At 39.0% G+C, this 24,534-nt stretch carries 18 protein-coding genes; 6 read left to right on the forward strand and 12 right to left on the reverse strand.

What is annotated here, in order from left to right:
- Positions 1–58: 58 nt before the first annotated feature.
- From IQ226_RS14905 to IQ226_RS14915, 3 genes are all read right to left on the reverse strand, one after another.
- A complete protein-coding gene (locus tag IQ226_RS14905; RefSeq protein ID WP_193896576.1) occupies positions 59–2,575 on the reverse strand; it encodes an endonuclease MutS2 in 2,517 nt (838 codons plus the stop codon).
- Positions 2,576–2,705: 130 nt separating this feature from the next.
- The gene (locus IQ226_RS14910; RefSeq protein WP_193896578.1) at positions 2,706–4,229 is read right to left on the reverse strand and encodes a glycosyltransferase family 39 protein; all 1,524 of its coding nucleotides are present in this window, start codon (positions 4,227–4,229) and stop codon (positions 2,706–2,708) included.
- 3 nt (positions 4,230–4,232) lie between these two features.
- Complete coding sequence (locus IQ226_RS14915; protein ID WP_193896580.1) at positions 4,233–6,671, reverse strand: hypothetical protein; 2,439 nt, start codon at positions 6,669–6,671, stop codon at positions 4,233–4,235.
- Between the two features lie 47 nt (positions 6,672–6,718).
- Between IQ226_RS14915 and IQ226_RS14920 the strand changes: the two genes are divergently transcribed.
- The 3 genes from IQ226_RS14920 (at position 6,719) to IQ226_RS14930 (ending at position 9,447) form a co-directional block, all read left to right on the forward strand.
- On the forward strand, positions 6,719–7,663 hold the full coding sequence (locus IQ226_RS14920) for a glycosyltransferase family 2 protein (RefSeq protein WP_193896635.1): 945 nt from the start codon (positions 6,719–6,721) through the stop codon (positions 7,661–7,663).
- A gap of 132 nt (positions 7,664–7,795) precedes the next feature.
- Positions 7,796–8,170: an EamA family transporter gene (locus IQ226_RS14925; protein ID WP_193896582.1), complete on the forward strand. Its 375-nt coding sequence runs from the start codon at positions 7,796–7,798 to the stop codon at positions 8,168–8,170.
- A gap of 338 nt (positions 8,171–8,508) precedes the next feature.
- Positions 8,509–9,447, forward strand: a complete 939-nt coding sequence (locus IQ226_RS14930) for a polysaccharide deacetylase family protein (RefSeq protein ID WP_193896584.1) — start codon at positions 8,509–8,511, stop codon at positions 9,445–9,447.
- 429 nt (positions 9,448–9,876) lie between these two features.
- On the opposite strand, the gene IQ226_RS14935 is transcribed toward IQ226_RS14930, so the two are convergent.
- Positions 9,877–11,436: a tetratricopeptide repeat protein gene (locus tag IQ226_RS14935; protein ID WP_193896586.1), complete on the reverse strand. Its 1,560-nt coding sequence runs from the start codon at positions 11,434–11,436 to the stop codon at positions 9,877–9,879.
- 144 nt (positions 11,437–11,580) lie between these two features.
- Positions 11,581–12,963: a hypothetical protein gene (locus tag IQ226_RS14940; RefSeq protein WP_193896588.1), complete on the reverse strand. Its 1,383-nt coding sequence runs from the start codon at positions 12,961–12,963 to the stop codon at positions 11,581–11,583.
- Between the two features lie 548 nt (positions 12,964–13,511).
- Here IQ226_RS14940 and IQ226_RS14945 point away from each other — a divergent pair.
- The 3 genes from IQ226_RS14945 to IQ226_RS14955 all read left to right on the forward strand — a co-directional run bounded on the left by IQ226_RS14945 (position 13,512) and on the right by IQ226_RS14955 (position 15,296).
- Positions 13,512–13,949, forward strand: a complete 438-nt coding sequence (locus IQ226_RS14945; RefSeq protein ID WP_193896590.1) for a hypothetical protein — start codon at positions 13,512–13,514, stop codon at positions 13,947–13,949.
- A 154-nt stretch (positions 13,950–14,103) separates the two neighbouring features.
- Positions 14,104–14,715 carry a peroxiredoxin gene (locus IQ226_RS14950; RefSeq protein ID WP_193896592.1) on the forward strand — a complete coding sequence of 204 codons (612 nt, stop codon included), beginning with the start codon at positions 14,104–14,106 and terminating at the stop codon, positions 14,713–14,715.
- Between the two features lie 44 nt (positions 14,716–14,759).
- Positions 14,760–15,296, forward strand: a complete 537-nt coding sequence (locus IQ226_RS14955; RefSeq protein ID WP_193896594.1) for a peroxiredoxin — start codon at positions 14,760–14,762, stop codon at positions 15,294–15,296.
- Positions 15,297–15,308: 12 nt separating this feature from the next.
- On the opposite strand, the gene IQ226_RS14960 is transcribed toward IQ226_RS14955, so the two are convergent.
- From IQ226_RS14960 to IQ226_RS14990, 7 genes are all read right to left on the reverse strand, one after another.
- Complete coding sequence (locus IQ226_RS14960) at positions 15,309–17,228, reverse strand: tetratricopeptide repeat-containing serine protease family protein (RefSeq protein WP_228039459.1); 1,920 nt, start codon at positions 17,226–17,228, stop codon at positions 15,309–15,311.
- 65 nt (positions 17,229–17,293) lie between these two features.
- Positions 17,294–18,127, reverse strand: a complete 834-nt coding sequence (locus IQ226_RS14965; protein ID WP_193896596.1) for a serine protease — start codon at positions 18,125–18,127, stop codon at positions 17,294–17,296.
- 436 nt (positions 18,128–18,563) lie between these two features.
- Positions 18,564–19,235: a COP23 domain-containing protein gene (locus IQ226_RS14970; protein WP_193896598.1), complete on the reverse strand. Its 672-nt coding sequence runs from the start codon at positions 19,233–19,235 to the stop codon at positions 18,564–18,566.
- Positions 19,236–19,339: 104 nt separating this feature from the next.
- Entirely contained in the window at positions 19,340–20,020 is a 681-nt protein-coding gene (locus tag IQ226_RS14975) for a COP23 domain-containing protein (RefSeq protein ID WP_193896600.1), read from the reverse strand.
- Positions 20,021–20,059: 39 nt separating this feature from the next.
- The gene (locus IQ226_RS14980) at positions 20,060–21,295 is read right to left on the reverse strand and encodes a DUF1565 domain-containing protein (RefSeq protein WP_193896602.1); all 1,236 of its coding nucleotides are present in this window, start codon (positions 21,293–21,295) and stop codon (positions 20,060–20,062) included.
- Between the two features lie 626 nt (positions 21,296–21,921).
- The gene (locus IQ226_RS14985) at positions 21,922–23,133 is read right to left on the reverse strand and encodes a hypothetical protein (RefSeq protein ID WP_193896604.1); all 1,212 of its coding nucleotides are present in this window, start codon (positions 23,131–23,133) and stop codon (positions 21,922–21,924) included.
- Positions 23,134–23,275: 142 nt separating this feature from the next.
- Complete coding sequence (locus tag IQ226_RS14990) at positions 23,276–24,304, reverse strand: hypothetical protein (RefSeq protein WP_370567154.1); 1,029 nt, start codon at positions 24,302–24,304, stop codon at positions 23,276–23,278.
- Positions 24,305–24,534 lie beyond the last annotated feature (230 nt).

The raw sequence follows: 24,534 nt of genomic DNA on the forward strand, positions 1-24,534 counted from the left end.
CCCTACTTCCCCTACCTCCCCTACTTCCCCTACTTCCCTACCTCCCTTGCCTCTCCTGCTATATGATATGGGCAACGGTGACACCAGTACCGCCATCAGCTTGTTCGGCTGGTTCGTAGTGGGTAACTCTAGGGTGTTGTTGTAGAAAGGCGTGGACTCCTTGCTTAAGTTTACCAGTACCGTGTCCATGAATAATCCATAGGGGGCCAGCGGCTTCAGAAATAGCTTTGTCTAAGATGTATTCGGCATCGGCCACTCGTTTTCCGCGCAAATCCACAGTATTTTTGGAGGTACGAATGGCTGGGGCTGGTGGTGGTGTAACTACTGCTGGGGCTGGTTTTGGTTTAACTATGGGTTCGGGTTTTTGTCCATCTAAGGATTCTATATCTTGGAGTTGGACTGTCATTTTCATGATGCCAAACCGGACATTAAAGTTGCCGTCAGCATCAGGAATTGTTAAAACTTCGGCGGTTTGACCTAATTTGGGAATTCGCACGCGATCGCCCACTTTTGGCATAAACCTAGGCTTAGGTTTAGGTGGGGGTGCAGGTTCATATTTTTGGGCAATTTGACTTAGGGATGCGGTGGCTTGTTGGGCATCTTGGGCGTTAGGTGTGCCTTTTTGCAAGCGGCGGATGACTTGGGCAATTTCGCCTTTGGCTTGGGTAATTGCTTGTTGAACGGCGATTTCTTGGGAAGCCCGCAAATCTTTTTCTCTGGCTTCTAAGGACGCGGCTTTGTCGGAAACTTCTTTATATAATCGTTCGGCTTGACGTAATAATTTTTGGGCTTCGGCGGCTTTGGTTTCCTGGTTGCGACGTTGGGCTTCTAAACCGGCAATAACTTGGTTTACTTCATCTGTGGCTTCTCCGACTTGAGTTTTTGCTTCTGCGACTACTTCGGGTTTTAAGCCTAAACGCAAGGCAATACTCAGGGCGTTGGAACGGCCAGGAATCCCCCACAAGAGACGGTAAGTGGGTGACAGTGTGGTTTCGTTAAATTCTACGGAAGCATTTTCAAACCGAGGATCTTCATATTTTAAGGCTTTGAGTTCACCAAAGTGGGTACTAGCCATTGTTAGCTGGGTATGATTGGCGAGATATTTCAGTAAAGCGATCGCTAATGCACTTCCTTCAACGGGATCTGTACCTGCACCAACTTCATCAAGTAGAACTAGGGACTGGGGATTGGGGACTGGTAGTTTTATTTCTTCTTCTTTCTCCCGACTTCTGGGCGGGGAAACCCCGCCCCTACTGACTTCTGACTCCTGACTCCTGACTCCTTCTTCTTTTTCTTCCTGATTGTTGGGCGCAGGCCCTGCGCCCCTACCTCCTGACTCTAATGCTTCTAATATTCGACTAATGCGGCGAATATGTCCTGAAAATGTGGATAAACTCTGTTGTAAAGATTGTTCATCGCCAATATCAGCTAAAACTTGGGAAAACCAAGGCATTTCTACGGGTTCACGGGCGGGAACAAATAAACCCACCTTGGACATGATAGCGGCTAATCCCAAGGTTTTTAAGGTGACAGTTTTTCCCCCTGTATTTGGTCCGGTAATTGTAACTACGCGAATTTGGGGACTAATTAACAAATCTACAGGTACGACGGGATTTCCTTGTTCATGCTGCTGTTGCCAGACTAACAAGGGGTGGCGCAGATTTCGCAAGGTGATAATTTCATTGTCTTCTCGATTCACAAAATGTGGGGGATTAGAACCTATCCACAGACTGTAACGGGATTTGGCAGTTGCTAAATCTAAGGTGGTGACAATAGCTAATAATCTTTCTAAGTCTGGGCTAACTGCGGCGACTTTCTCCGTTAAAGTGCGGCGAATTACTTCAGCTTCAGTTTGTTCTTTTCTGATCACTTGCCGGAGTTGATTACCCAATGGTACGACACTATTAGGCTCTATATACAGGGTTGCGCCACTGGTAGAGGTATCGTGTACAATGCCGGGAATTGCGTCCTTTTGGGGGGCTTTAACGGGGATAACAAAGCGATCGCTTCTTTGGGTAATTAACTGTTCTTGAATCGCCCCTGATTTAGCTTGAATAATATTTTGGAGTTTTTGGGTGATTTGTCCGCGAATTTTCCGCAATTCTATGCGAATTTCCCCCATTTTCTGACTAGCACGATCAGTTACTTGCCCCCGTTCATCAATACAACGGTGGATTTCCTGTTCTAATTCGGGGTAAGTCCGCAATTGGGAAACTAAATCGGATAAAACCGGGACATTTTCTTGATTATCAATGACACGGCGTAAATTTCTTGTTCCTGCGAGGGTAGTAGCGATCGCCAACAGTTCCTCGCCAGGTAAAATACTTTGGAGTATTGCCCGTTCCAGGGAATCACCAATATCCTGTATTCCCTCAAAGGACAACCCTGGATGCAAACGACTTTCCAGTTCGTACACTTCCTTGGTTTGCGCTAATAACTGTTCACTTTCTACCTGAGTTTCAGGAATCGGCAGGTTACGCGCAACTATCGCCCCTAACTTAGTTGCCGCAAAGGTGGAAAGGTGCTGGCACAGACGGGGCCACTCTAGTAATTCTAAGGTTTCAGATTGGATCAAGGTTTCAACAACAAATCTGAAGTTATCGTAACAATTTTAGCCCCTAGAAGACTATATTTTCCAGAATCAAATTGTCCGGTATCAATTCGTAGGGGCAATCCCCACGTGGCTGTCTATATATTAATCAGCATTAATTTGTGGCGACTAATTTAAAACCATTGGTCTCTCCCATAACTTGACTTTGATTTAAATTAATTTTCGGCAAAGTCTCCTTACCCAATAATAAATAAGATTTATCAGCAACCTTATCTTGTAAATCTGCCATAGATGCAGGAATCACTTGACAATCACTATAAAAATCTAAACTAGGACGACTATCAGGAAAAGAAGTATATATTTGTGTTCCCGGTGGCACATTATCTCTAATTAAAGCTGCCACTGGGAGAACAGGGTATTTTTCATTTAACTCCCAAATCCATGATTGAGAACTCATCAACATGGCTAAAACCAGATACATTCCTGTCAATAAAACTGGAATAAATTGACGATTACGCTGATTAACTAACCATGATGTTATCCCCATAGTTATTGCTAAAATCACACTCATCACAATTAACAATGGCTGTTGATCAAACATACTGAAATAAACACAACCTGCCAAACCAACAATCACTAAAAATGCCAAAAATCCTGTCAAAAATTTACTTTTAAACTGCCCACTTTGCCAAATATAACTTAAATTAGCCCCAATTGCTAACGCTAAAAATGGATACACAGGCATAATATACCAAGGTAATTTTGTCCCCATTAAAGAAACTATGGCAAAATAAACAATTGTCCCAATCAGAATTAAACAACCCCACACAGTATGACGATTTTTCCAACTTAAATATAAACCACCTGGCAAAAACAACAACCAGGGAAAACCATATTTGAGAATTTCCAGTAAATAATACCAAACAGGACCCGTATTACCTTCCACAGCTTTTCCCAATCTATCAAAAGCTTGGGATTGAAAATGCACTGCTAAGAAAATATTGCCATAATGTTGCCATTGGGAAAAATACCAAGCAACAGCAGGGAAATTACCTAACACCATTCCTATCCAGAGAAATGGATTTTTTAATAAAGCTAATTGTTGATTAACAATAATAAATAAACAGACTATTCCCCCTAAAACTACCACCAACATTCCCTTAGTTAAAGTAATTAAACCCAAACAAAAACCGATACCCAAAGCATATTTTTTATAATCTTTTGCTTTCAGGACACAAAATAACAACAATAGAAAAAAGGAAATAGTCATCCCATCTAACATTGCCAATCTACCATGACGAACGACCGGTAATAATGTTAAATAAACCAAAGCTGAAAATAAAGCTGGTAAATTTTCTTTAAAAGCTAAACGTCCAATTAAATAAACTAAAGGTACTCCTAAAGCTGTTAAAAATGCTCCCGGAAATCTGGTAGTAAATTCTTGCACTCCGAAAATATGATAGCAAACAGCAATTAACCATTGCATCAAAGGTGGTTTTAATAAAAAAGGATCTCCTTGGAGAGTTGGATAAACCCAATTACCAGTCCGATAAATTTCTCTAGCGACTATAGCATAAGTACCTTCATCCCAATCTCGTAAAGGTAAATTACCCAAACCTAGCAGCCATAAAATTAAAGATGCTACCAATAAACCTAAAAACCATTGTTTATGACTCATATTTTATAAATGAATTAATGGGAGAAATCTCATGATATTTGTAACTGTTTTTAAAGTCTTTAATTCTGGTATATCTGGTTTTAATTTTTCTGCTACTATCAACTGCTTTTGAGCTTGTTTGGGTTGAAAGTCATATAAATAAACAAATGCTAAATAAAGCCAAGTATAGGGATTTTGATGATCATATTTAGTCAATTCTGTTAAATTCTGGATTAATGATTTGGCTTTGCGCTGTAAAAGTTGTGATAAAACCAAAGTATAACGCCAATTCAGGTTGTTTGGTTCATTTTCTAGGTAATAATTAGCAGCAAATTCAATTTGCTTCAAATAATCTTGAGTAGGATCATATTGATTAAAATTATCTATTTGCACAAAGATATTATCTAATTTTCCCTGTCGTAAGTCTACTGCTAGTTGTGACATTCGGGAAACTAAATCTAAAGGTGGAGTTTTTGATAATTTTCCTGTATCTGTAACATTGACAATTATCTTAGGAATATTTAAAGGTGTAGTTTTGCCATTAATTTTATCTAAATATAGTGCGGATAGTTGATATTTTCCTAGCGGTAACTCCTGGGGAATAAATGTAGCGAGATTCTCAATTACTCGAAAATTTCCTTGAGGATGACATTTTATACCACAATATAGATTACCTAATGCGATCGCATGATCATGATACCAAGCTGATTTTCCATTTTGCCATTTCAAAAGTAACAAACCATTTTGCAATTCATCCCATGCACCTGTTATTTGATACGTAACTGAGTTATTTTGATTTTTGATGAGTTGATTGGCAATTATGACTTTTTCCAAAGAAATTGAATTATTATTACTATTGATTTTTTCAACAACTATATGGGGATTTTTGCGATGATATAACCGTAATTTATCACCATGAGGTAATACCCAATCACTTTGTAATTTTAATGCAGGATCAGATTCTACTAAAGATTTTAATTTGCGTTTAGTTTCTCCCTTTTCTCCTGGTTCATCTGGTTCATTATCTTTGGTGACATACCACGATAAATACTGCAAATCTTGATCTACCTGAGATAATTTCATAGTTAATTTTCTGCCGTAAATGCGAAAATCAGCCAGTGTTCCGAAATAATCTAAAGTAAATTCATTAACTTGGGGTGTAGAAACTGGAATTACTCCCAAAGTTGTTCTTAAATATGGAGTAGTTTGATTAATTTTCGCCATTAATTCCGCAAGGGGATATTTTTTACTCTCATCATTTGGTAAATGTTTTCCACCCCAGACTTGAATTAGGGGTAAAGGAAATAAATTATTGAGTAAAACTATCCCACTTAATACAAAAGTTGCTAATCTTAATCTATTAAACCAGATATTGTCAATCAAGTTAAGAAAGTAAGCCAAAATTAAACTAATTACCGGAAAACAAGGCAGAATAAATCTAATATCTTTATTTGTCCCCAGAGAACAAATTATATAACTACTAATTAGAGAAATAAATAACCAACTTAATGCAGATTTTGATAAATTATCTGGCAAGAAATCTTGAGTACCCCGACGTTTAAAAAGGTAAATTAAGAAAATACCAATACTTACAAATAATATGGGAAAACCAACTGTTTCAGGGATAGCTTGCGGATAATATAACCAACCAGCAATTGTTGTTGCAGATGGATCACCTTCTCCTTTTCCCACATGATTAGCATTTAAGGCAGAAGTAATAATAGTTAACCAATTTACACTATACCAAGAACCAGCAATCAACCAAGCTAAAATTAAAGATAATCCTGTTTGAATTAATTTAATAAATTTACGTTTGCTGATAAAAATAATTAATGTGCAAATACTAGGAATGAGAATAAAAATAAAACCTGTGGGTTTAGATAACATAATCAACCCTATTCCTATTCCTAGCAAAAGAGTTAACATCCATGATAAAAACCCAGTATAACTATCTTTCCAAATTGTTAAAACTGTGAAAGTAGCTATGACAATAGCCGTTAAACCATAATCTAATAAATAATCCGTGCGGATAATTCCCATAATGGGAAATAACAAGCAAAATATGCTGGCTGTGATGCCAATTTTTCGGTTGGGAAATAAATAATTCCCTAAATGATATACTGATAAAATAATTATCGCTGTATATAATAAATTGACTAAACTTGCTTGATCATGACCCTTACCAAACAATCCTAAAAACGGTACAGTACAAATATATACAAAAGGAGCGCGATAACTAGGGGTTAATTGCCATAGAGATAACCACCAATCACCTGATAAGATATTTAAGTTTTGAAAAATTCGATAATGATGTAAGGCTCCAGTTAAATGTGCGCTTTGATCATAAGCTGGAATAGATTCATCTAGGAAAAACCATGTTCTATCTATCATTAATCCTATTAACCAGATGGTTAATAGTATGATATAGTCTTTATTGATTTTTAGATAAGAGGAATAATTCATTATATTTGGATTTTCAGGCAATTAAATTTTCAATAAATTTTATCATGATCAATCAGCCCATCTACTCCCTAGTTATCCCCATTTATAACGAAGAAGAAAACATCATGGAGATGTATCGCCGTTTACATGATGTCATGGAACAGTTAGACGATGAGGTGGAATTAATTTTAATTGATGATGGTAGCCGCGATCGCTCTTTAAGTATGATGCGCGAATTACACCACCGTGACAATCGAGTCCATTACCTCAGTCTCGCCCGGAATTTTGGGCATCAAATCGCCGTTACCGCTGGTTTGAACTTTGTCCAAGGTAAATGTATCATTGTTATGGATGCCGATCTCCAAGATCCACCAGAATTAATTTTAACAATGATCGAAAAATGGCATCAAGAATACCAAGTAGTATACGCCCAACGCATATCCCGTCAAAAGGAAGGTTGGCTAAAACGCTTAACAGCATACCTTTTTTATCGCATTCTGCGACGCTTGGCTAAAGTTGATATTCCCGTAGATACAGGCGATTTTTGCTTAATGGATAGACAAGTAGTAGATATCTTAAATTCTATGCCAGAACGCAACCGTTATATTCGCGGTTTACGTGCTTGGGTAGGTTTTCGACAAACCTCTGTACTTTTTGAAAGAAACCCTCGGTTTGCCGGAGATGTAAAATACACTTTTGGTAAATCTTTATCCCTGGCAATTGATGGTATTATCTCTTTTTCCACAGTTCCCTTACGACTGGCAACCTACTTAGGGATTATCTCGGCGGCGATCGCTATGATTATGATAGTATTAGTGCTTTATTGGCGGATATTTGCCCCAGTCTCTCACTTAATTGGTTACACATTAATTACAATTTCTATGTTTTTCTTGGGTTCAGTCCAATTAATTTGTATTGGTATTTTAGGCGAATATATTGGCAGAATATATGAAGAAGTAAAAGGTCGTCCTCTTTATACATTAAAAGAAACTGGAGGCTTTACAAAAAACTAAAATGTTGACTTAAAAAAAATAATACTATTCAATAGTTTTAAATCTCAAAAACCTAGGGGCGCAGGGTCTGCGCCCTCCATTCTATTTCATCCCACAATCACCGTTATCAATAATAAAATTAAGGTAATATCAGTGTCAATCCCAGAATTTAGTTTACTACTAATATCAGTTATCATTAGTGTCGCTGGACAATTTTTTTTGAAAATGGGGGCAATTAAATTAGGTAAAGTTCATGGAGGAAACATGATCAGTCTGATTCTCAATATGATCACCATACCAGAACTTTTATTAGGATTAACCTGTTATGGTATTGGTGCAGTAGCCTATATCTTACTCCTAACCAGGGTCAATCTCAGCGTTGCCGCCCCTGCTGTATCTATTGGTTACATATTTTCTGTGTTACTAGGTTACTTTGTTTTAAAAGAACCTATTTCTCTAACCCGTGTTTTTGGACTAGGTTTGATTGTCACTGGGGTGATATTAGTGATTTGGAAAAAATCAACTTAACAGAACAGCTAAATCCACTATTATGGAAGAGTTATCAATCCGTGATAAAAATATGTCCACTCAAGGTTAGATTAGTAGCTAATGTAACTACTAAATTTCATTAATAAATGAGAAACTATCTTCAGTTAATTATCATCTAACTACTCATGGCATTGAGGAAAAAATTATTTTTTTTAATAGTGAATCATGAGTTCAATCAACAGAATATACATGAATACCAAGGACATCATACTTCAGAGTATGGTAAACTACCTCAATTTTTAGAAAAATGTGTTATAACCTACCGTCAGAGCGATCGCTGCCATCAATGGTTGCTCACCCCTTGAAGGAGTTACACTGTGGAAGATAATAAGTCTTTTTTTGGAACGCAGGGAATATTAATTGCAATACTTGGACTAACGGGCACTTTAAGCATTGCTTTGATGATTTTATTCAAGGCGAAAATCTCTGATGCTCAAATTCAAGGTGTAATTGTTAAAAATAAAGACATTGCAGCTAGTGTGAAAACTCAGCAGCGGTTAGAGGAATTTAAAACAGAAATGCTGACCACTTGGCAACAAGAAGCACAAGCCAAAGGGGTGTCCACTGATGTACCATCTCACTTTCAAGGGATTGTAATTAGCGAAGCTAAACTTCCCCCAGAAAAAAAAGTTATTGCCTTAACGTTTGATGATGGACCTTGGCCTAGTAGCACCGACAAGGTGTTAGATATTCTCAAGAAAAATAATATTAAGGGGACATTTTTTGTTGTTGGCCAAAATGTCAAGAACTATCCAGATTTAACAAAGCGGGTAGTTACAGATGGTCATACTATTGCTAATCATACCTGGCATCATTGGTATCATCACATGAATCCCCAGGTAGCAGCTTATGAAGTTGCTAATACAACAGACATCATTTATCAAACTACAGGGGTGAAAACCAGTCTGTTTCGTCCCCCAGGGGGAAACATGAGGAATGGAGTGGCAGCTTACGCCAAAAGTAATAAATATGCTGTTATTATGTGGTCGTCTGATTCTATGGACTATTCTCGTCCTGGTGTACCAAGACTAATTAACAATATATTTAGAGAAGCTAAACCAGGAGGTATTGTGTTAATGCACGATGGTGGTGGCGATCGCTCTCACACTGTCAAAGCCTTACCAGAAATCATTAGCAAGTTCCGTAAACAGGGTTATGAGTTTGTTACTGTCCCCGAACTTTTAGAAATGCAAGATCAATATCCACATTTAGTTGCCCAAAAATCCCAGAAATCTCAAAAAGCGAAGAAACCATAAATAAAAATGTCAGAATCAGGATAACCAGGATTAAAGGATGAACAGGATGAATAAGCTGTTGGACATTTAGATTGTATATTGCTCACAACTAAAACTCTTGTGGAACGATTATACTAATGACGAGAGCGATCGCCTTTCCTGAGTAAGCCTGAGTGATGAGTGAATGGCTAAAAACAAGGTTAGAATCACGGATTTTATAGATTAAAGGATTTCACAGATTTTGGTTATCTTAGCAAATCAAAAAAATCCGTGTAATCAGCGTAATCCATATAATCCGTGATTCAGACTTTTTAATTACTAATAGAACCTTTAATTCCAGGAGCTAAAACTGGTGGTAGAAAACGAGAAGTAGATATTTGGTGCGTACTTAATGCCATCTTTTATGTATTAACTCAAGGATCTGTTTTTAGTCTAAACTCCAGTTATTTATTAGAAATTTAAAATATCTAAAGATGCTTCTATTTCTAATTCTATTATTCTCGCTTTTATATCTTGATATTCTGCTAATTTTCCCTCTTGCCAATATAAATCTGCGGCTTTATGAAAATCTGCCACTGCTCCTTGCTTGTCGGCAATTTCTAATAGGGCATTTCCTCTGTTATAATAAGCATTAATATAGTGAGAATTCATTTTCACTACTTGGGTATAATCAGTGATTGCTGCTGCATATTTTCCTAAATCAAAATGAGCATTACCCCGACAATAATAAGCATCAATATCATCAGGACTAATTTGAATGGCTTGGGTATAGTCAGCAATTGCTCCTTCATAATCTCCTAATTCAACCCGATCATGTCCCCGATTTTTGTACCCAATAGCATTATCAAAATCAATATTAATTACTTGCTGCGATTTCTGTTGATCATCTAATAGGTAACGAGATATTTGTCTATCTTTTTGTGTAGTCACATAATCAGGATTTAGCTTAATTGCTTGATTATAATCTTCAATTGCTCCTTGAGGATCACCAATATGAGAGCGAACATCAGCACGATTTTTATAATTAATCGCAATATGGGGATTAATTCTAATTGCTTGGGTATAAGCCTCTATAGCTATTTGATAATTCCCTATTTGATAATGTGTCAAACCTATTTGATAATAAGCTTGACCATGATTAATATTAATATTGATTGCCTGACTATAGTTAGTAATTGCTGTGTGATACTCACCTAATTGATAATTAACTAAACCTAGTTTATAATAAATATCAGCATCACTATTATTAAATTGTAAGGCTTGATTATAACTATTAATTGCTGCTGCATACTCCCCTTTTTGGAAGTATTCATCACCAAGATTTAAATAAAAAATAGTTAAATCCACAGGTGTGGATTGGGGTTTAATTATTTGACTTTGAGATAAATTAGATGGATAAGAAGTTGCTGGAATGGGAAATTGTGCTAAATAGGAAAATAAACCACCACCATACAATAATTGATTAATCCCAAAGGAAATTTTCCCAGTTTTCAATTTAATCATTTGCGTGGGTAGAAATCCAGCTAGAAAAAGATGATATGCAGATTGCGCTTCATTGACTTCTTCTTGAATCAAAATACAGACAATGACTGCATTTTTTTCCACTTCTTCGGCACTAACTGACCATCTGACTCTATCAATACTACCGTGACGAGATTTGACTTCAACGCCAATGGCAGAATTAGCAGTGAGTGTAAAATCACTTTTACCATCACCACCAAAGCGTTTTTCATAATCTACTTCTGTAATAAAATTAGCTAATCTTTCCTTAACAACTTCCTCGCCTAATTTACCTTTAAGATTATTAATAAAAACGTCACGGACTGGAGAAGTGCGTTTATATTTTTCCGCCATTAACCAGCAAAATTCCCGTAATGCCTTTAATCTCTCACCAGAAATAATAGTTAATTCACTATGTTGACCTTCTATTTGACAATGAAGTAAACAACCAGATGTTAACCTTTTCAGAAAATCAGATTGTAGCGATCGCAGGAGAGTAATCCAATCCATGTACAATATTTCTGTGATCTTTTTATATAAGGATTTAACACTGCCAAACCCTTATAAATCTATAGAAATCCAGTTCAAAAAAAGCACAGAGGGTGTGTAAAGCTGAGAACGACAGCGTCACGCACCACATCTTTGATCATGGTGCTAAGGATTTTTTCTTTCTTCCTTGATTTGGCGTAAGGTTTGGATCAGTTTTTTACTAGATTCAGTAGATACAGCTGCAGCATCACTACTGGGTGTTGCTGAAGTGATAGGACTAAGAGTATTTACTGATGGAGTCTCAGGACGACTTTGAGTATTTTCAGTTTCCGGTGATTTTTGAGAGTTGGGAGTTCCTGAAGGTTTTATTTGAGGTTCAAATACCTTTTCAGTATTTGAAGTAGCGGAAGGTTGAATCTTAGAGCTTATGCCTGTAGCATTGGGATTATTTTGGAACTTCAGTTGGAAAGGATAAGAGCTAATTAACTGCTTATCAGCTTGAGGTGGATTGGCACTGAAAAATTCTCTAACCTTAGATTGTAGCTGCGGCGATTCTGCTCCTGCTTGGAACTTAATATCCAAGACCTTACCATCTGAATCTACAACTAATCTACCCACAACTGTTCCTTCCATTTCAGGTGTATCTGTAGAGATGGTTTCCCGAATTACCCCTTTCTCTTTTATATTGGGGTATTCTTGGCGAACATTTTGTCTAAGAGTATTGTAAGAATTCAGTTTAGCCAGTAATTGCTCCGTTCTTTTACCTTTTGATTCAGACTCATTGGTGATGATTGCTGGTGATTTTCCCTGATAATTATCTGTTAAAGCCAATTTCTCCCCATCTTGAGGCAGTTTAGTGGCATTATTTCCTGATTCCACTGTTTGTGGTGCTGAAATACCCGCTGTTGTTGTACTGCCAATATCAATAGCTTCAGCAGATGGATTATTTAGTGGTTCTCCAGGTATTTCATTGCTTTGTCGCAGTTCTGGCAACTTATTAATACCTAGAGGTGCAGTTTCTCGTATTTGCTGATCTAAATTATTGACAAGAGGAGAGGTCGAATAAGTTGGGGGAGTATATGTACTCCTGGCTGGCAATCTAGACATTGCCATTTGTAAATCATTGCGAGTCAATCTTTCAATAGATTGCTTACTGGGTAGATAAGAAAGGTTCAAGTTGGTTGGCGAACTCGGAATAGGTGGTAATACCGACTGACTAGATAATTCCGGTTGTAAAGCGGGATAGCTAGTTAATGGACTACTCAAATTAATACCTGGTAGTTGTTGCTGTAGAGGTAATGGGGGTTGCTGTAAAGCTACCTGGGATCTACTAAGGGGTTGTGGTAATCGGCTTTGATCAGCCGCGCTCAATTCCATTAATCCGACTGCTTTGGGTGAGTCAGTTTTTGAAGATTGATTAGAGTTAACTGGCATTAATGGAACAATCAAGGCAATAGCACCATGAATACCAAGGGAGGCTATGGCGGCTATTCCCGTTGGCTGGCTGAATATTTCTGGTATGTTTTTTAGGAGAGATACGTAAGACATACTGTTATGGTTGATTCTGATCGGTGAAAGCTGAATAGAAATTTTATCAACAAAGAATTCAGGGGTTATCCCAATCGTGAAGTTAATATCCCACAGTATCATCTACTGAGGGACGGGGGGAATAATGATACTCAAGGTAGAATTGATTAACTCCTGAAATTTGTGTCTTCTGAATTATTTTTTATCTTTTAGACTATTTTGCCATTGCCAAGACGCATCCTATTCCCATACATAATAACTTCCCCAGGGGATAAGTTCAACCGGGGAATTAATGATATCTTCAGTTTTTATGTTCGGGAACAGGGAAATCAATTGTGTAATTAATTCTGTCCCATTCCTTAGAGCGCGTAATTATAGTAACGGATTAAGATTCACCAACATCTATAGCTATCTCCGCTAACCCATCCTGGCGATGATGGAGGACATCGCCATCAAAAATCTCCAAATACTATACTCTTCCCTGTTTCTTGACTTTATGAATGAATTTAATTTTATCCAACTACTTATAGAATAATAAATCAAGCAACTTGATACGTAGGAGTATGAAAATGGGACTGAGTGAAGAAATCATGAATTCTAGTCATAAGGACTTAATTGTCCAAGACTGCTGTACTATGATAGACGCGCAACTAGCTTCTAAGTCAGGACTAAGTGGCGTAGCCCTAAAAACCGCCTTTGCCGCACTGAAGGGAATCCAACCGGGTTATATCCCTAATGTCATTGAATCCCTCCTACCAGTTTGCTTAACAGCAATTGATCCTATCTGGAGTGAAGGAGTGCAACAGGGTGAACCAGTCAAATACCTTGCAGCCAATAGCGATAAAACCGCGGACGCGCTGTTAGGTGTAACTGATGCCAGGGTTAAACATACGAAACGCCAAATTGTGCGCGGGACTTACGACAAATTACGTAGTTCCGCCAAAAAACATGTAGAGGATGCAGTTCCAGATTTAGCTCAAGTGATTGGCAAGTATGCTAATAACTAGCTAAAAATAGAATTTAGTCTTTAGGCTTTGGGATGCGCTTCCACGTAGCCATAGGAGCGCATATCACTAAAAGCCGACTTGCAGATATCCTGCGGCATGATATAATTTGTTGTTGATGATATTGAGTTAAAAAGTCCCTAATTAAGCCGAAAATATGACACTTACCTATGGAACAGAGGGATGTCTCCGTATTGGCCAACAAGCTCCCGATTTTACAGCAACAAGCGTAGTAGATCAGGAGTTTAAGTCAATTAAATTGTCTGATTATCGTGGTAGATATGTTGTTCTGTTGTTCTATCCCTTAGATTTTACCTTTGTTTGTCCAACTGAAGTGACAGCATATAGCGATCGCCACCCAGAATTTAGCCAACTAAATACAGAAATCTTGGGTATTTCCGTTGATAGTGAATTTTCCCACCTCGCTTGGATTCAAACAGATCGTAAATCTGGTGGAGTCGGTGATATAAATTATCCCCTAGTTTCCGACATCAAAAAAGAAATTAGTGCCGCTTATAACGTTCTTGATCCAGCCGCTGGTATTGCTTTGCGAGGTTTATTTATCGTAGATAAAGATGGCATCCTGCAACACTCCACTATTAATAACTTAGCCTTTGGTCGCAATGTGGATGAAACCCTGCGAACACTACAAGCAATTCAGCACGTTCAGACCCATATTGATGAAGTTTGTCCTGTTAATTGGCAACCTGGAGACAAAACCATGAATCCTGATCCCATCAAGTCTAAAATTTACTTTGCTGATATTTAGAGAATGGGAAATTTGGTAATTAAACTTTTAATTTTGAATTTTTTATGCTGACTTCAACTGATTTTACTGGCTTATTTAATGAGCGATTTTTCCATAATTTTCTACCCATACCGGCGTTAGATAATTTTAGATTGGGTGTAGGCACACCAGATTTTAAACTATTAGATATTACTCATAATGCTGTAGTTAAGCTATCTGATTTTCGCGGTAAACAATCCGTAATAATTGCCTTTACCAGAATATTTACCGAAAAGCAATATTGTCCATTTTGTTATCCCCATATTCAAGCTTTAAATGACAACTATGAACAGTTTAAAAATCGGGGAATTGAAATTTTATTAATTACCAGCACCGACAAAAAGCAAAGTCAAATAATAGTTCAAGACTTGGGCTTAAAAATGCCATTATTAAGTGATTCAAGTTGCCATACATTTCGTATTTATAAAACTGGACAAGCATTGGGAGCGCCTTTACCAGCACAATTTGTATTAGATAAAGATGGCAAACTGCTCTACAGACATTTATTTTCCTTTTTAGATCATAATGCCAGTATAGGGACACTTCTGGAAAAATATAATTGAAGAGGATGCAGTTTAATTCAAAGCTCCTAACCTACCTGTACCCCGATTGTATTGATAACTTTTCTGAATTAAACTAGGATGAGGACTTACACAATATTGTTTACCATCAATCATAATTGTGACTAACTTTTCCCCAGAATCACAGGAAACATTAGTTAATTCCCAACTTTTAATTAACTCTACATTAGCATCAGTGGCAATCTGGGAAGTTGGTTTTCGATTTTCTTGTAATTTAGTCAAAGATTCTAACCTACCTGTACCCCGATTGTATTGATAACTTTTCTGAATTAAACTAGGATGAGGACTTACACAATATTGTTTACCATCAATCATAATTGTGACTAACTTTTCCCCAGAATCACAGGAAACATTAGTTAATTCCCAACTTTTAATTAACTCTACATTAGCATCAGTGGAAGAGTTAGAAGTTAGTTTTGGCTTTGCTTCTGCTTGAGAATTAGAAGTTGGTTTGGGATTTTCCTCTGCTTCATCTGCAGATTTTTTAACATAACGCCTATTAAAAATTTCTGCGGATTTTTGATAATCTGCAAGTGCATTTTGATAATTACCAGTTAAAGTGTAGGCTATGGCGCGGTTAATGTAAGCATTAAAATCATCAGGATCAATAATAATAGCTAGAGTTGACACTTTTATGGCTGCTGGATAGTCTTTTAAGTTGTTAAACACATCTGCCTGAATTGTGTAGCCATAACTATTATGAGGATCAAGACGAATAGCTTGCTTGGAAGATTCCAACGCCGCTTGATACTTTCCTAATTTAATATAAGCCATAGCCTGATGGGCATAGGCGGCAGCATAGTTAGGGTTGAGACGAATTGCCCGGTTAAAATCCTCAAGGGCTGCTTGATCATTTTGTAAGAATATCTGACTCCAGCCCCGGTTGAGGTAGCCATCTAAGTAGTTAGGATCAAGAACAACAACTTGGTTAAAATCTGTAAGAGCTTCTTGATGTTTGCTGACCCATGTGTATGAATATCCCCTTTTAAAGTGTGCTTCTATATACTTAGGGTTAAGCTTAATTGCTTGAGTAAAATCTGCCGCTGCGTCCCGATAATTATATTGATCTAGTTTAGTAATACCCCTGGCATAAAAGTCTCTTGCTGACTGAGGATTGTTTAAACGGGTAGCAGGACTTTCCCTAGTAGAACTATTATCCTTTTTGATGGGGGTGTTTTTAATAATTGGCTCACTTGCAGCTAAAAAAGTGTTAATAGGAATCCCCGCATTAAATCCTGTTTTCTGTGTTACCACTGCTCCCGTTTCTGTTTTATTCTTACCTGAAGTATCAGCTAACCCGTGAATGGCCACAACTCTACCAGCAATATCAAACACAGGACCGCCACTATTACCAGTTATGGTTCTAGCATCGTAAATCAAACCATAGCCATTAATGGCATTACTGGCACGAGAAACAACTATTCCCGTGGTGAAAGCAAAGTCTCTGGCAGATCCAACTTTACCAAATACGGCTGGAAACCCACCAACAAACACATCTGCACCCTCTACCATTTGATCAGAGTTTCCTAAAGTCGCAATAGGATAATCTTCTGTAGCCACAAAAGTAGCTATAGCTAAATCCGCGTCATTTCTAGTTTGCTGTAATACTTTAATATCTTTGACAGGATAATCCTTACCCGTGTTTGTGCGTATGGAATAAGTAGTATCTGTAGCGCAAGTAATTTTTCCTGCCCGGCCTAAATCATCACACACCACATGATTAGCTGTGAGTACAGTGTAAGTATTACCTTGTTTAGCAATAATCACTCCTGAACCGCCGGGAGTAAGATCACCCCCTGCATTAATTTGGACTGAGGTGCTTTTAGCAATTTGAGCAATCTTTTGGGTACTAACAGTATCAGCAGCAGATGTTGGTAGAGAAATTACAATAGTTGCGATTACTGTCGTAGTCAAGATGGTATAATTTACCCTGGTAAAATATAAATTCATATTCTGAGTATTCTTGTAAATTCTAGTAACTATGTTTTATCTTCCTTGACAACTTCTTGTTCTTGGAGAAAAGCAAGAACATTATCAATAGGAATAGCCCAACTGAGAGATTCCATTTGCAAATAATCTTCTTCTTTTGGTATAGTACCATCGGTAAAAGTAAAAGCCTCAATACCTTGAAAAGGATACTTTAACAGCCCATTAATACCAATTAGTTCACCTTGCTGATTTAAGGCAGGTCCCCCACTCATCCCTTGAAAGATATCATTAGTGTTGCCTAATTGATAACCTCCAGGGAGAGTTTTAGTAATCTGCATTTTAATAGTTCCGGGCTTGACTTGAAAGGCTTTAACTCCCCAATTTCGGGTTTCTTCCATTTTAGTGATTTTCTTGCCTTTGAAGACAAAATGCCAAGCCGGAAAACCAGAGGCGTATACTGTTTCTCCCTCAGAAATAGCTTTTGACTTTGGCAATTTTACTACTTGATAATCCTGTGGACTAGTAAATTTTACCAAGGCTAAGTCCAATTTCTTCGTATTAACACCATTTACTTGTTGTCCCTGGTAAATCTTATCATCAGCAGTCAAAATGCCATAACCATCTTCAGGACTATCAGCAACTACATGATTATTTGTTAATACTGTATAAGTTTGCCCTTCACGTTTAATGACCACCCCTGAGCCAGAACCAGATTGAGTTAAAATCCTGACAGTTACCTGATTGGCAATTTTAGCCGCGGTAACATCAACATCAGGATCGGATGTAGCACCTAAAACTGCTGGGCTGGAATGGGCATACAACTGAATCACACAAAACGTCGTAATAAATATTAAAAACAACCTACGAGCTATGGGAGAAAACATGATTAACATTCAAATAATGTGGATTAAATCATGCCTACCAATTGTATATTAGTAATTAGGGAAAAGATCAGAATTTCATCTCTTCTCTAATTAGGGCTTGCCGAAAAAACGTAAACCGTAAATGAATCAAAGGTTTGAGGTTGATAAAAAGGAAAATAGATAGGTGCAAGGTTTTTGAGGGGGATAGTACCAAAACGGAGCATTTTACCCCTAATAAACTCAAAAGTTTGGGGATGACAGATAGCTGAAACTATCACCTGTCCCCGTGGCGTAGCACCTGTCACCTCCCTTCACTAGAAGACTTATTCAGCAACCGCTTAATTAGGGGGTTGCTGAATAAGTTATCTGTGAGGACTAGAAGTTCAGGAATTCAGGATCAATTACCCATAATCTTTTTCCCGCGTTAATTCAGATAACTAGCAACTTGAGTTAATAATTACAAACCACGGGAGTCATCTCTAACAGCAGGTGTCTTTGTCGGTTGCTGAACAGAGAGATTGCGGTTGCTTGTTAACACATCTTCTAATTTGATCTGGACACGAGCTTCTGTCTCACGAACGGAACCCGCACTAGAACCTTCACGACTGATTTGCATGATTTGGGCAAGAACTTGGTCTGCTTTCTGGGCATTTTCTGGTTTCAGCGTAAACAGAGTATTGCGTCCATTGCAACCAGTGTCATTTGCTGAAACTACGCAAATGACAGTTTTCTTATTAACTCGACCGGTCATCAACACAACATCCTTGAGGCTACCACCACTTTCAGCTACAGCTTGATTTAATTTCGGTGTCACGATTTGGCAACGGGCTTGAGGAGTAAATTTCTCACCAAAATACTTTGAAGATTCTGAAGTCCAGATAATGACAGGGATTGGCTGTCCACCGGGGCGCTGACCAACCGTAGCCACGCTATTATCATCTTGAGATACGCAGGTAAATTGAGTCCCAGTATTGGCTACCTCCGATGGGTCTATATCTGGCATCGTACTACTGTTATTATCAATTGTATTATCCACTGGTGGTAAGGCTTGAACCGTATATCCCAAACCAACAATGTGAGATAGGGCTAAAGTGGCAACTACAATCGCTGTTTTTAATTGATATTTCATAAGACCTCCTAAATGTTAAAAAGAAAAAGAAATGAGACTTTTCCGGTTCCTGCCTGAAGTAAATGTCCAGTTTTCTCTAGGATTTATGAGCAGGATGTTGATAATTACAAACCACCGGGGTTATTTTGAGCAGCAGGTTTTACTCTGGTTTGCCGGAGTGGACGCTTGGCCTTCATGGTTAGCAAATCCTTTAATCTAACCTGGACACGACCTTTTGTTTCCCGAATTACGCCGGCACTGGAACCCTCACGACTGATTTGCACGATTTGGGCAAGAATTTGGTCTGCCTTCTTGGCATTCCTGGAGTTTAAGGTAAACAGAGTATTACTACCATCACAACCAGTGTCATTGATAGAAACTACGCAAATGACGGTTTTACTTCCGACTTGACCGTTCATCAACACAACATCCTTGAGGCTACCACCACTTTCAGCTACAGCCTGATTTAATTTTGGTGTCACGATTTGGCAACGGGCTTGAGGAGTAAATTTCTCACCAAAATACTTTGAAGATGCTGAAGTCCAAATAATGACAGGGATTGGCTGTCCACCGGGTCGCTGACCAACCGTAGCCACGTTACCATCACCCTGGGGGACGCAGGTAAATTCAGTTGCAGCGTCCGCTTGCTCCAACGGGTCTACATCTGGAATCGTACTCCTGTTACTATTATCAACATCAACAGTATTATCTATTGGCGGTAGAGCTTGAACTATAGATCCCAAAGCAAAAATGCTGGATAGGGATAGGGTGGCAACTGCAATCGCTGTTTTCAATTGATGTTTCATAAAACCTCGTAGATTTGAATGTTAATTTGATGCAGAAACCTATAAACCACCAGGTTGCTGCCGGGAAGCAGGGCTGGGGGAATTTGCTAAAGCTTTGAGAACGCCAGTAGCTTGATTATATTCGTAACTGCTGGCTGTTAAGTCAGGCTGGGGTGTAACACAGTATCGTTTACCACTCATCATGATGGTAATTATTTGGCGACCAGAGGCACAGGAAACGGGTGTTAATTCCCATTGTCGTAGGAGTGCTATGTTGGGATCACTGACTGATAAATTATCGCTTTGCGAAGAGTTTGGTGTTGGTGTTTGAATTTTACCTACTTCTACTGAACCAACAATCCGTGAGACATCAAAATTGTTACCAACAGCAGAAATGGTGTTATTTTTGGTAGCATTTTGGAGGTTGTAACGACCATTGTTGCCGATGATATTACCACCAGGATTATCGTTTGTCCCCAGATCAGGTGCAGCATCCCGGGTGAGGACAATACCATCCCGTGTGTTGTTCTGAATTACATTTTTACGCACTACAGGTGTAGCCGATTCGGTGATTACTATACCATCTTTGTTTTGGACGATTTGGTTTTCTATGACTGAGGGTGTGGAAGTATCACCAATGGCTAAACCAAAGCCATTATTTTGAAATAGATTATTACGAATTTCGCCCTGGCTTGATTTGGTTACGGAAATGCCGTTGGCAATATTTTGCACAAATCGGTTATTTTTGACTTGAGGATTTCCCTCGCCTGTGACAAATACACCTTCTCTGAAGTTTCTAGTAAATGTATTATGTATGATAGTGGGGTTTGTTGATTCTACCCATACACCCGTACCCCTTTCATTAGTGTTGGTGACTGTGACACCAACAATTGTGGTATCTTGATCTGCCAGGATAGTAATATTCTGTTTAGCAAAAATGCGACTGATATGATCACCACCACCTGAAATAAGGACTCTCTCACCTTTGCTGGATTCATCACCCCGTAATGTTACGCCTGGTTTAAGTATGATCGGGAATGATTCATTACTATAATTGCCAGGAGATAACTGAATAACTGTACCTGGTTTGGCTCGACTGAGGGCGGAAGTAATGGTTTTATATGGGTTTGCTGATGTTCCATCTTCAGCAGTATTTAAACCATTAACAGGATTAACATAAATTACTTGGGCAACGGGAGGCAATTCGGCTTGTACTGGGAATGTGAAAATTAGGGAGCTAGATATGGCTAATGTCGTCACGAAGAAAGGGGTTTTTGATCTGAAGCGATTACTCATAAATAACTCCTCGATTTGATGAGTAGATGATTATTTAGGGTTTGCTGAACAAGTTGTCTGCGAGGGCAAGGAACAGGGAACAGTTTCAGCTATGTGAATATCCTCAATTTTCTAAATTCGACACAGAAAAATGCAACTATTTTGAGACACTATCAGCTAAAACCTTGCACTTTTTTATGATAAAAATCTGCTAACCCCTTACTAATAAACGGTTTTAGGTCTATTCAGCATAGCACTATTTATTTATTACAGACGATTATACCATAAATACTAGGATAATCTTAAAGTCATATATATACATTACTTATATACACTTAATCGAGGTTATTTGCTAAAACACCCGTTCTTCCGTTAATAATCCCAAAATCACCGTTTTGAGCAACTCAGGAAATTCTTATAAAACGAAAAAAATCTAGCTGGTCGCGGGTCAGTACTTGTCGGTTAAGCGACAGCGAAACCCAACAGAATTTTTGATAATGTTGGGTTATGGCTATGGCTCCTACGTCGCCACGCAAGCTATCGCCACACTTCGTGAACGTTCCATTGCTCCGCAACGCTGACGCGAACAACCCAACCTACCGGATAATGACTTTTTAGGCTTAACCGAGCAGTATTGACACAGGAGGCTATTTGATCGCGGTTCTCAATTGTTTGAGTATGCCACCAATACCGACGAAACCTGTATTTCGAGAGAGATTCTTGAGAGCTTTAGGTTCGCTTTGGAGAATAATTCCGTTGTAGGCAACAATAGCATCGTTCAGCTTATTGATATTTACACTTAGCCTAGCACCGCTTTGACCAATGACATAAACGGGTTTGAGAGCTTTAGTTCCTGCTATTATCTGTCCTGATGTTGCTTGGGCTAGGGGCTGATTTGGTAAGGAAGTGTTAGTAGAAACAGTAGAACCAAACAAACCTGCGAGAGATGTGACTAGTGCTGTTGCTAGTTGTGGAGAAATACCCGCAGCAGTGAGACTGTTTGTCAGAGCTACCGCAGCCTGTTGTGACCCAGCACCGCCTGTAAGCAGTGAACCAACAGCAGCAGTATCACCACCTCCAGCAGCAGTATCACCACCACCTCCAGCAGTATCACCACCACCTCCAGCAGTATCACCACCACCTCCAGCAGCATCACCACCACCTCCAGCAGTATCACCACCGCCAGCAGCAGCACCACCACCAGCATCACCACCACCGCCAGCAACAGCACCACCACCAGCATCACCACCGCCAGCAGCAGCACCGCCACCACCTACAGCAGTACCACCACCTGCTGTGCTAAGAGTCTGAACAATAGCAGCAGCCAACTGATTCACAGTAACCTGGACTTGTGGAGCCAGAGTGATCACAATAGTGTTCCCCGTTGCACTGTCTGTTACAGTGACGCTAGATGAAGTTGATTCTACGGTCGCTGCTGAAACGGGAACTGTAGATGATGCGGTAGTTGTGTCACCTCCTCCTGTAGTTGTGTCACCTCCTCCTGTAGTTGTGCCACCAGTGGTACTAACCGCCGACAGAGTACCTGCTGTGGAAACACCAGTTGTAATGGTGGCGGAAACACCAGTTATGATAGGAATGGTGATAGAAGTTCCTGTTGCTGTTGTTGCTGTTACTGCTGGTGTTGTTGTTCCTCCTATCGTTGTTGTTGTCGGTGTTGTTGTCGTTGTGGTTGGCACGGAAAAACCACTAGTTTGTGAAGCACTAGTAGCAGCGCCAGCATCAACACCGGCTGTACCTTTACTGGGACTGAAACTCTGGGCTTTGTTTGGTAACTGCCAAGCAAATAACAGCAGAGGACTCAAGCTGAGGGCAAAAATGAGATTTCTGGTTTTCAACATGATGATTATCTAAAATATGGAACTGTTTGACAATTGATGCTATAGTCACTGATTCCCTGGATATTTTTTGGCTCTAATATCCCTTGAAATTTTTATATACAAGGGTTTCAGGTTTATCGCCACGCTACTCTATCAGCAAGCCCTATTTAGGCAAGAAATTGAAACCATAACCTATACTTAGCGCAAATGTTGTGCCGCCTACACTGTTATCTGTGAGATCCGCACCTTGGACTGTAATTGTTAAGGGTAACGTAGGCATAGGCACGAAGGAAGCACCAAGGTTTAAGCCAACCCCACTCCAGCCAAAGCCCACACCGATTTGGGGATGAACTTGCACACCTGCTCCAGCAAATACACCAGTACTGGCGTTACCTTGCCTAAAGTCACCACCTCCAACCCCCAGAGAGAATGAGACGGGCATTTTATTCACAGCATCATTAGGCCTTAAAAGAGAGTAAGTTGTCACCACACCATAGACGCTGGAAGGCCTGATTTCTTCACTACTGGCTTCAGTCTGATACTGGGCAAAGGCTTTCCAGCCTGCAGCTACACCAACTTGATTGGTTCCTTTAGCGTAGACAATGCGGTGAGCTTTTAAGTCAAAGGTGCCATTAGCACCAAAGTTTTTGACACTACCGTTGTTGAAGGATAATTCTAGACCAACTAGTTTTTGGGAATTCCCTAAACCAAAACCAATGCTGGTACTCGCGTCTATGTCATTTATAGAGTTACCCCTGTTACCAGCGGTTGCTGCTGATGCTCCCACAAACGCATCACCCATGTTAGCGCCGAAGGCACTGGGAGCAGCAAAACTGAGTCCAGGTGGGTAGGTTGGCTTAGGTTGTGCTATTTTGAGTTTGATGAGGGGTTCAACTAGTAGCTCTTGGCGGATTTTATTAATATCATCCGGATTGCTGTCCGCTGTTTGTGCAATTAGTTGTGGTTGTTGTTGCTCAGAAATAGATTCAACCTTTGGTTCTAATTTTGCGGCTGTGACTACTTTATCTGTGATTAGTTCACTGGGCTGATTTTCAGTTACTATGTCATCTGCCGCAGATGCGGAATTAACTGAAATGATGGTAGTAATCAGCAAACTTGGCAGGGTTAGCAATAAACCCAAGTAGCAAAAGCGTTTGTAGTGATTAATTAGTATAAGAGAATGCTTTTTCATCTTCAAAATATCACTCCTCACAAGATGTTATGCAGTGGCAAAAATTCATTCTCCTGTATACAGCTATACAAGATAGTTTTTGAATTTGACTGAATTAAGTAGGTGGATGTGAAATAACCAAAATGTGTAACGATATGTAAATTCACCTCAATGGGTCATTATCGTTGAGTTTTAGTCATTTCAAAAAACGAAATATATTTTGATTTTCTTCCGCCCAGGCACTTAAATAT

It is taken from the genome of Dolichospermum sp. LEGE 00240 (assembly GCF_015207875.1).
GTDB lineage: Bacteria > Cyanobacteriota > Cyanobacteriia > Cyanobacteriales > Nostocaceae > Dolichospermum > Dolichospermum gracile.

Bases quoted from the DNA above. Each gene is read 5' to 3' on its own strand.
- IQ226_RS14910 (WP_193896578.1), bottom strand. From the start codon at position 4,229: ATGAGTCATAAACAATGGTTTTTAGGTTTATTGGTAGCATCTTTAATT.
- IQ226_RS14915 (WP_193896580.1), bottom strand. From the start codon at position 6,671: ATGAATTATTCCTCTTATCTAAAAATCAATAAAGACTATATCATACTA.
- IQ226_RS14935 (WP_193896586.1), bottom strand. From the start codon at position 11,436: ATGGATTGGATTACTCTCCTGCGATCGCTACAATCTGATTTTCTGAAA.
- IQ226_RS14940 (WP_193896588.1), bottom strand. From the start codon at position 12,963: ATGTCTTACGTATCTCTCCTAAAAAACATACCAGAAATATTCAGCCAG.
- IQ226_RS14945 (WP_193896590.1), top strand. From the start codon at position 13,512: ATGGGACTGAGTGAAGAAATCATGAATTCTAGTCATAAGGACTTAATT.
- IQ226_RS14950 (WP_193896592.1), top strand. From the start codon at position 14,104: ATGACACTTACCTATGGAACAGAGGGATGTCTCCGTATTGGCCAACAA.
- IQ226_RS14955 (WP_193896594.1), top strand. From the start codon at position 14,760: ATGCTGACTTCAACTGATTTTACTGGCTTATTTAATGAGCGATTTTTC.
- IQ226_RS14965 (WP_193896596.1), bottom strand. From the start codon at position 18,127: ATGTTTTCTCCCATAGCTCGTAGGTTGTTTTTAATATTTATTACGACG.
- IQ226_RS14970 (WP_193896598.1), bottom strand. From the start codon at position 19,235: ATGAAATATCAATTAAAAACAGCGATTGTAGTTGCCACTTTAGCCCTA.
- IQ226_RS14975 (WP_193896600.1), bottom strand. From the start codon at position 20,020: ATGAAACATCAATTGAAAACAGCGATTGCAGTTGCCACCCTATCCCTA.
- IQ226_RS14980 (WP_193896602.1), bottom strand. From the start codon at position 21,295: ATGAGTAATCGCTTCAGATCAAAAACCCCTTTCTTCGTGACGACATTA.
- IQ226_RS14985 (WP_193896604.1), bottom strand. From the start codon at position 23,133: ATGTTGAAAACCAGAAATCTCATTTTTGCCCTCAGCTTGAGTCCTCTG.
- IQ226_RS14990 (WP_370567154.1), bottom strand. From the start codon at position 24,304: ATGAAAAAGCATTCTCTTATACTAATTAATCACTACAAACGCTTTTGC.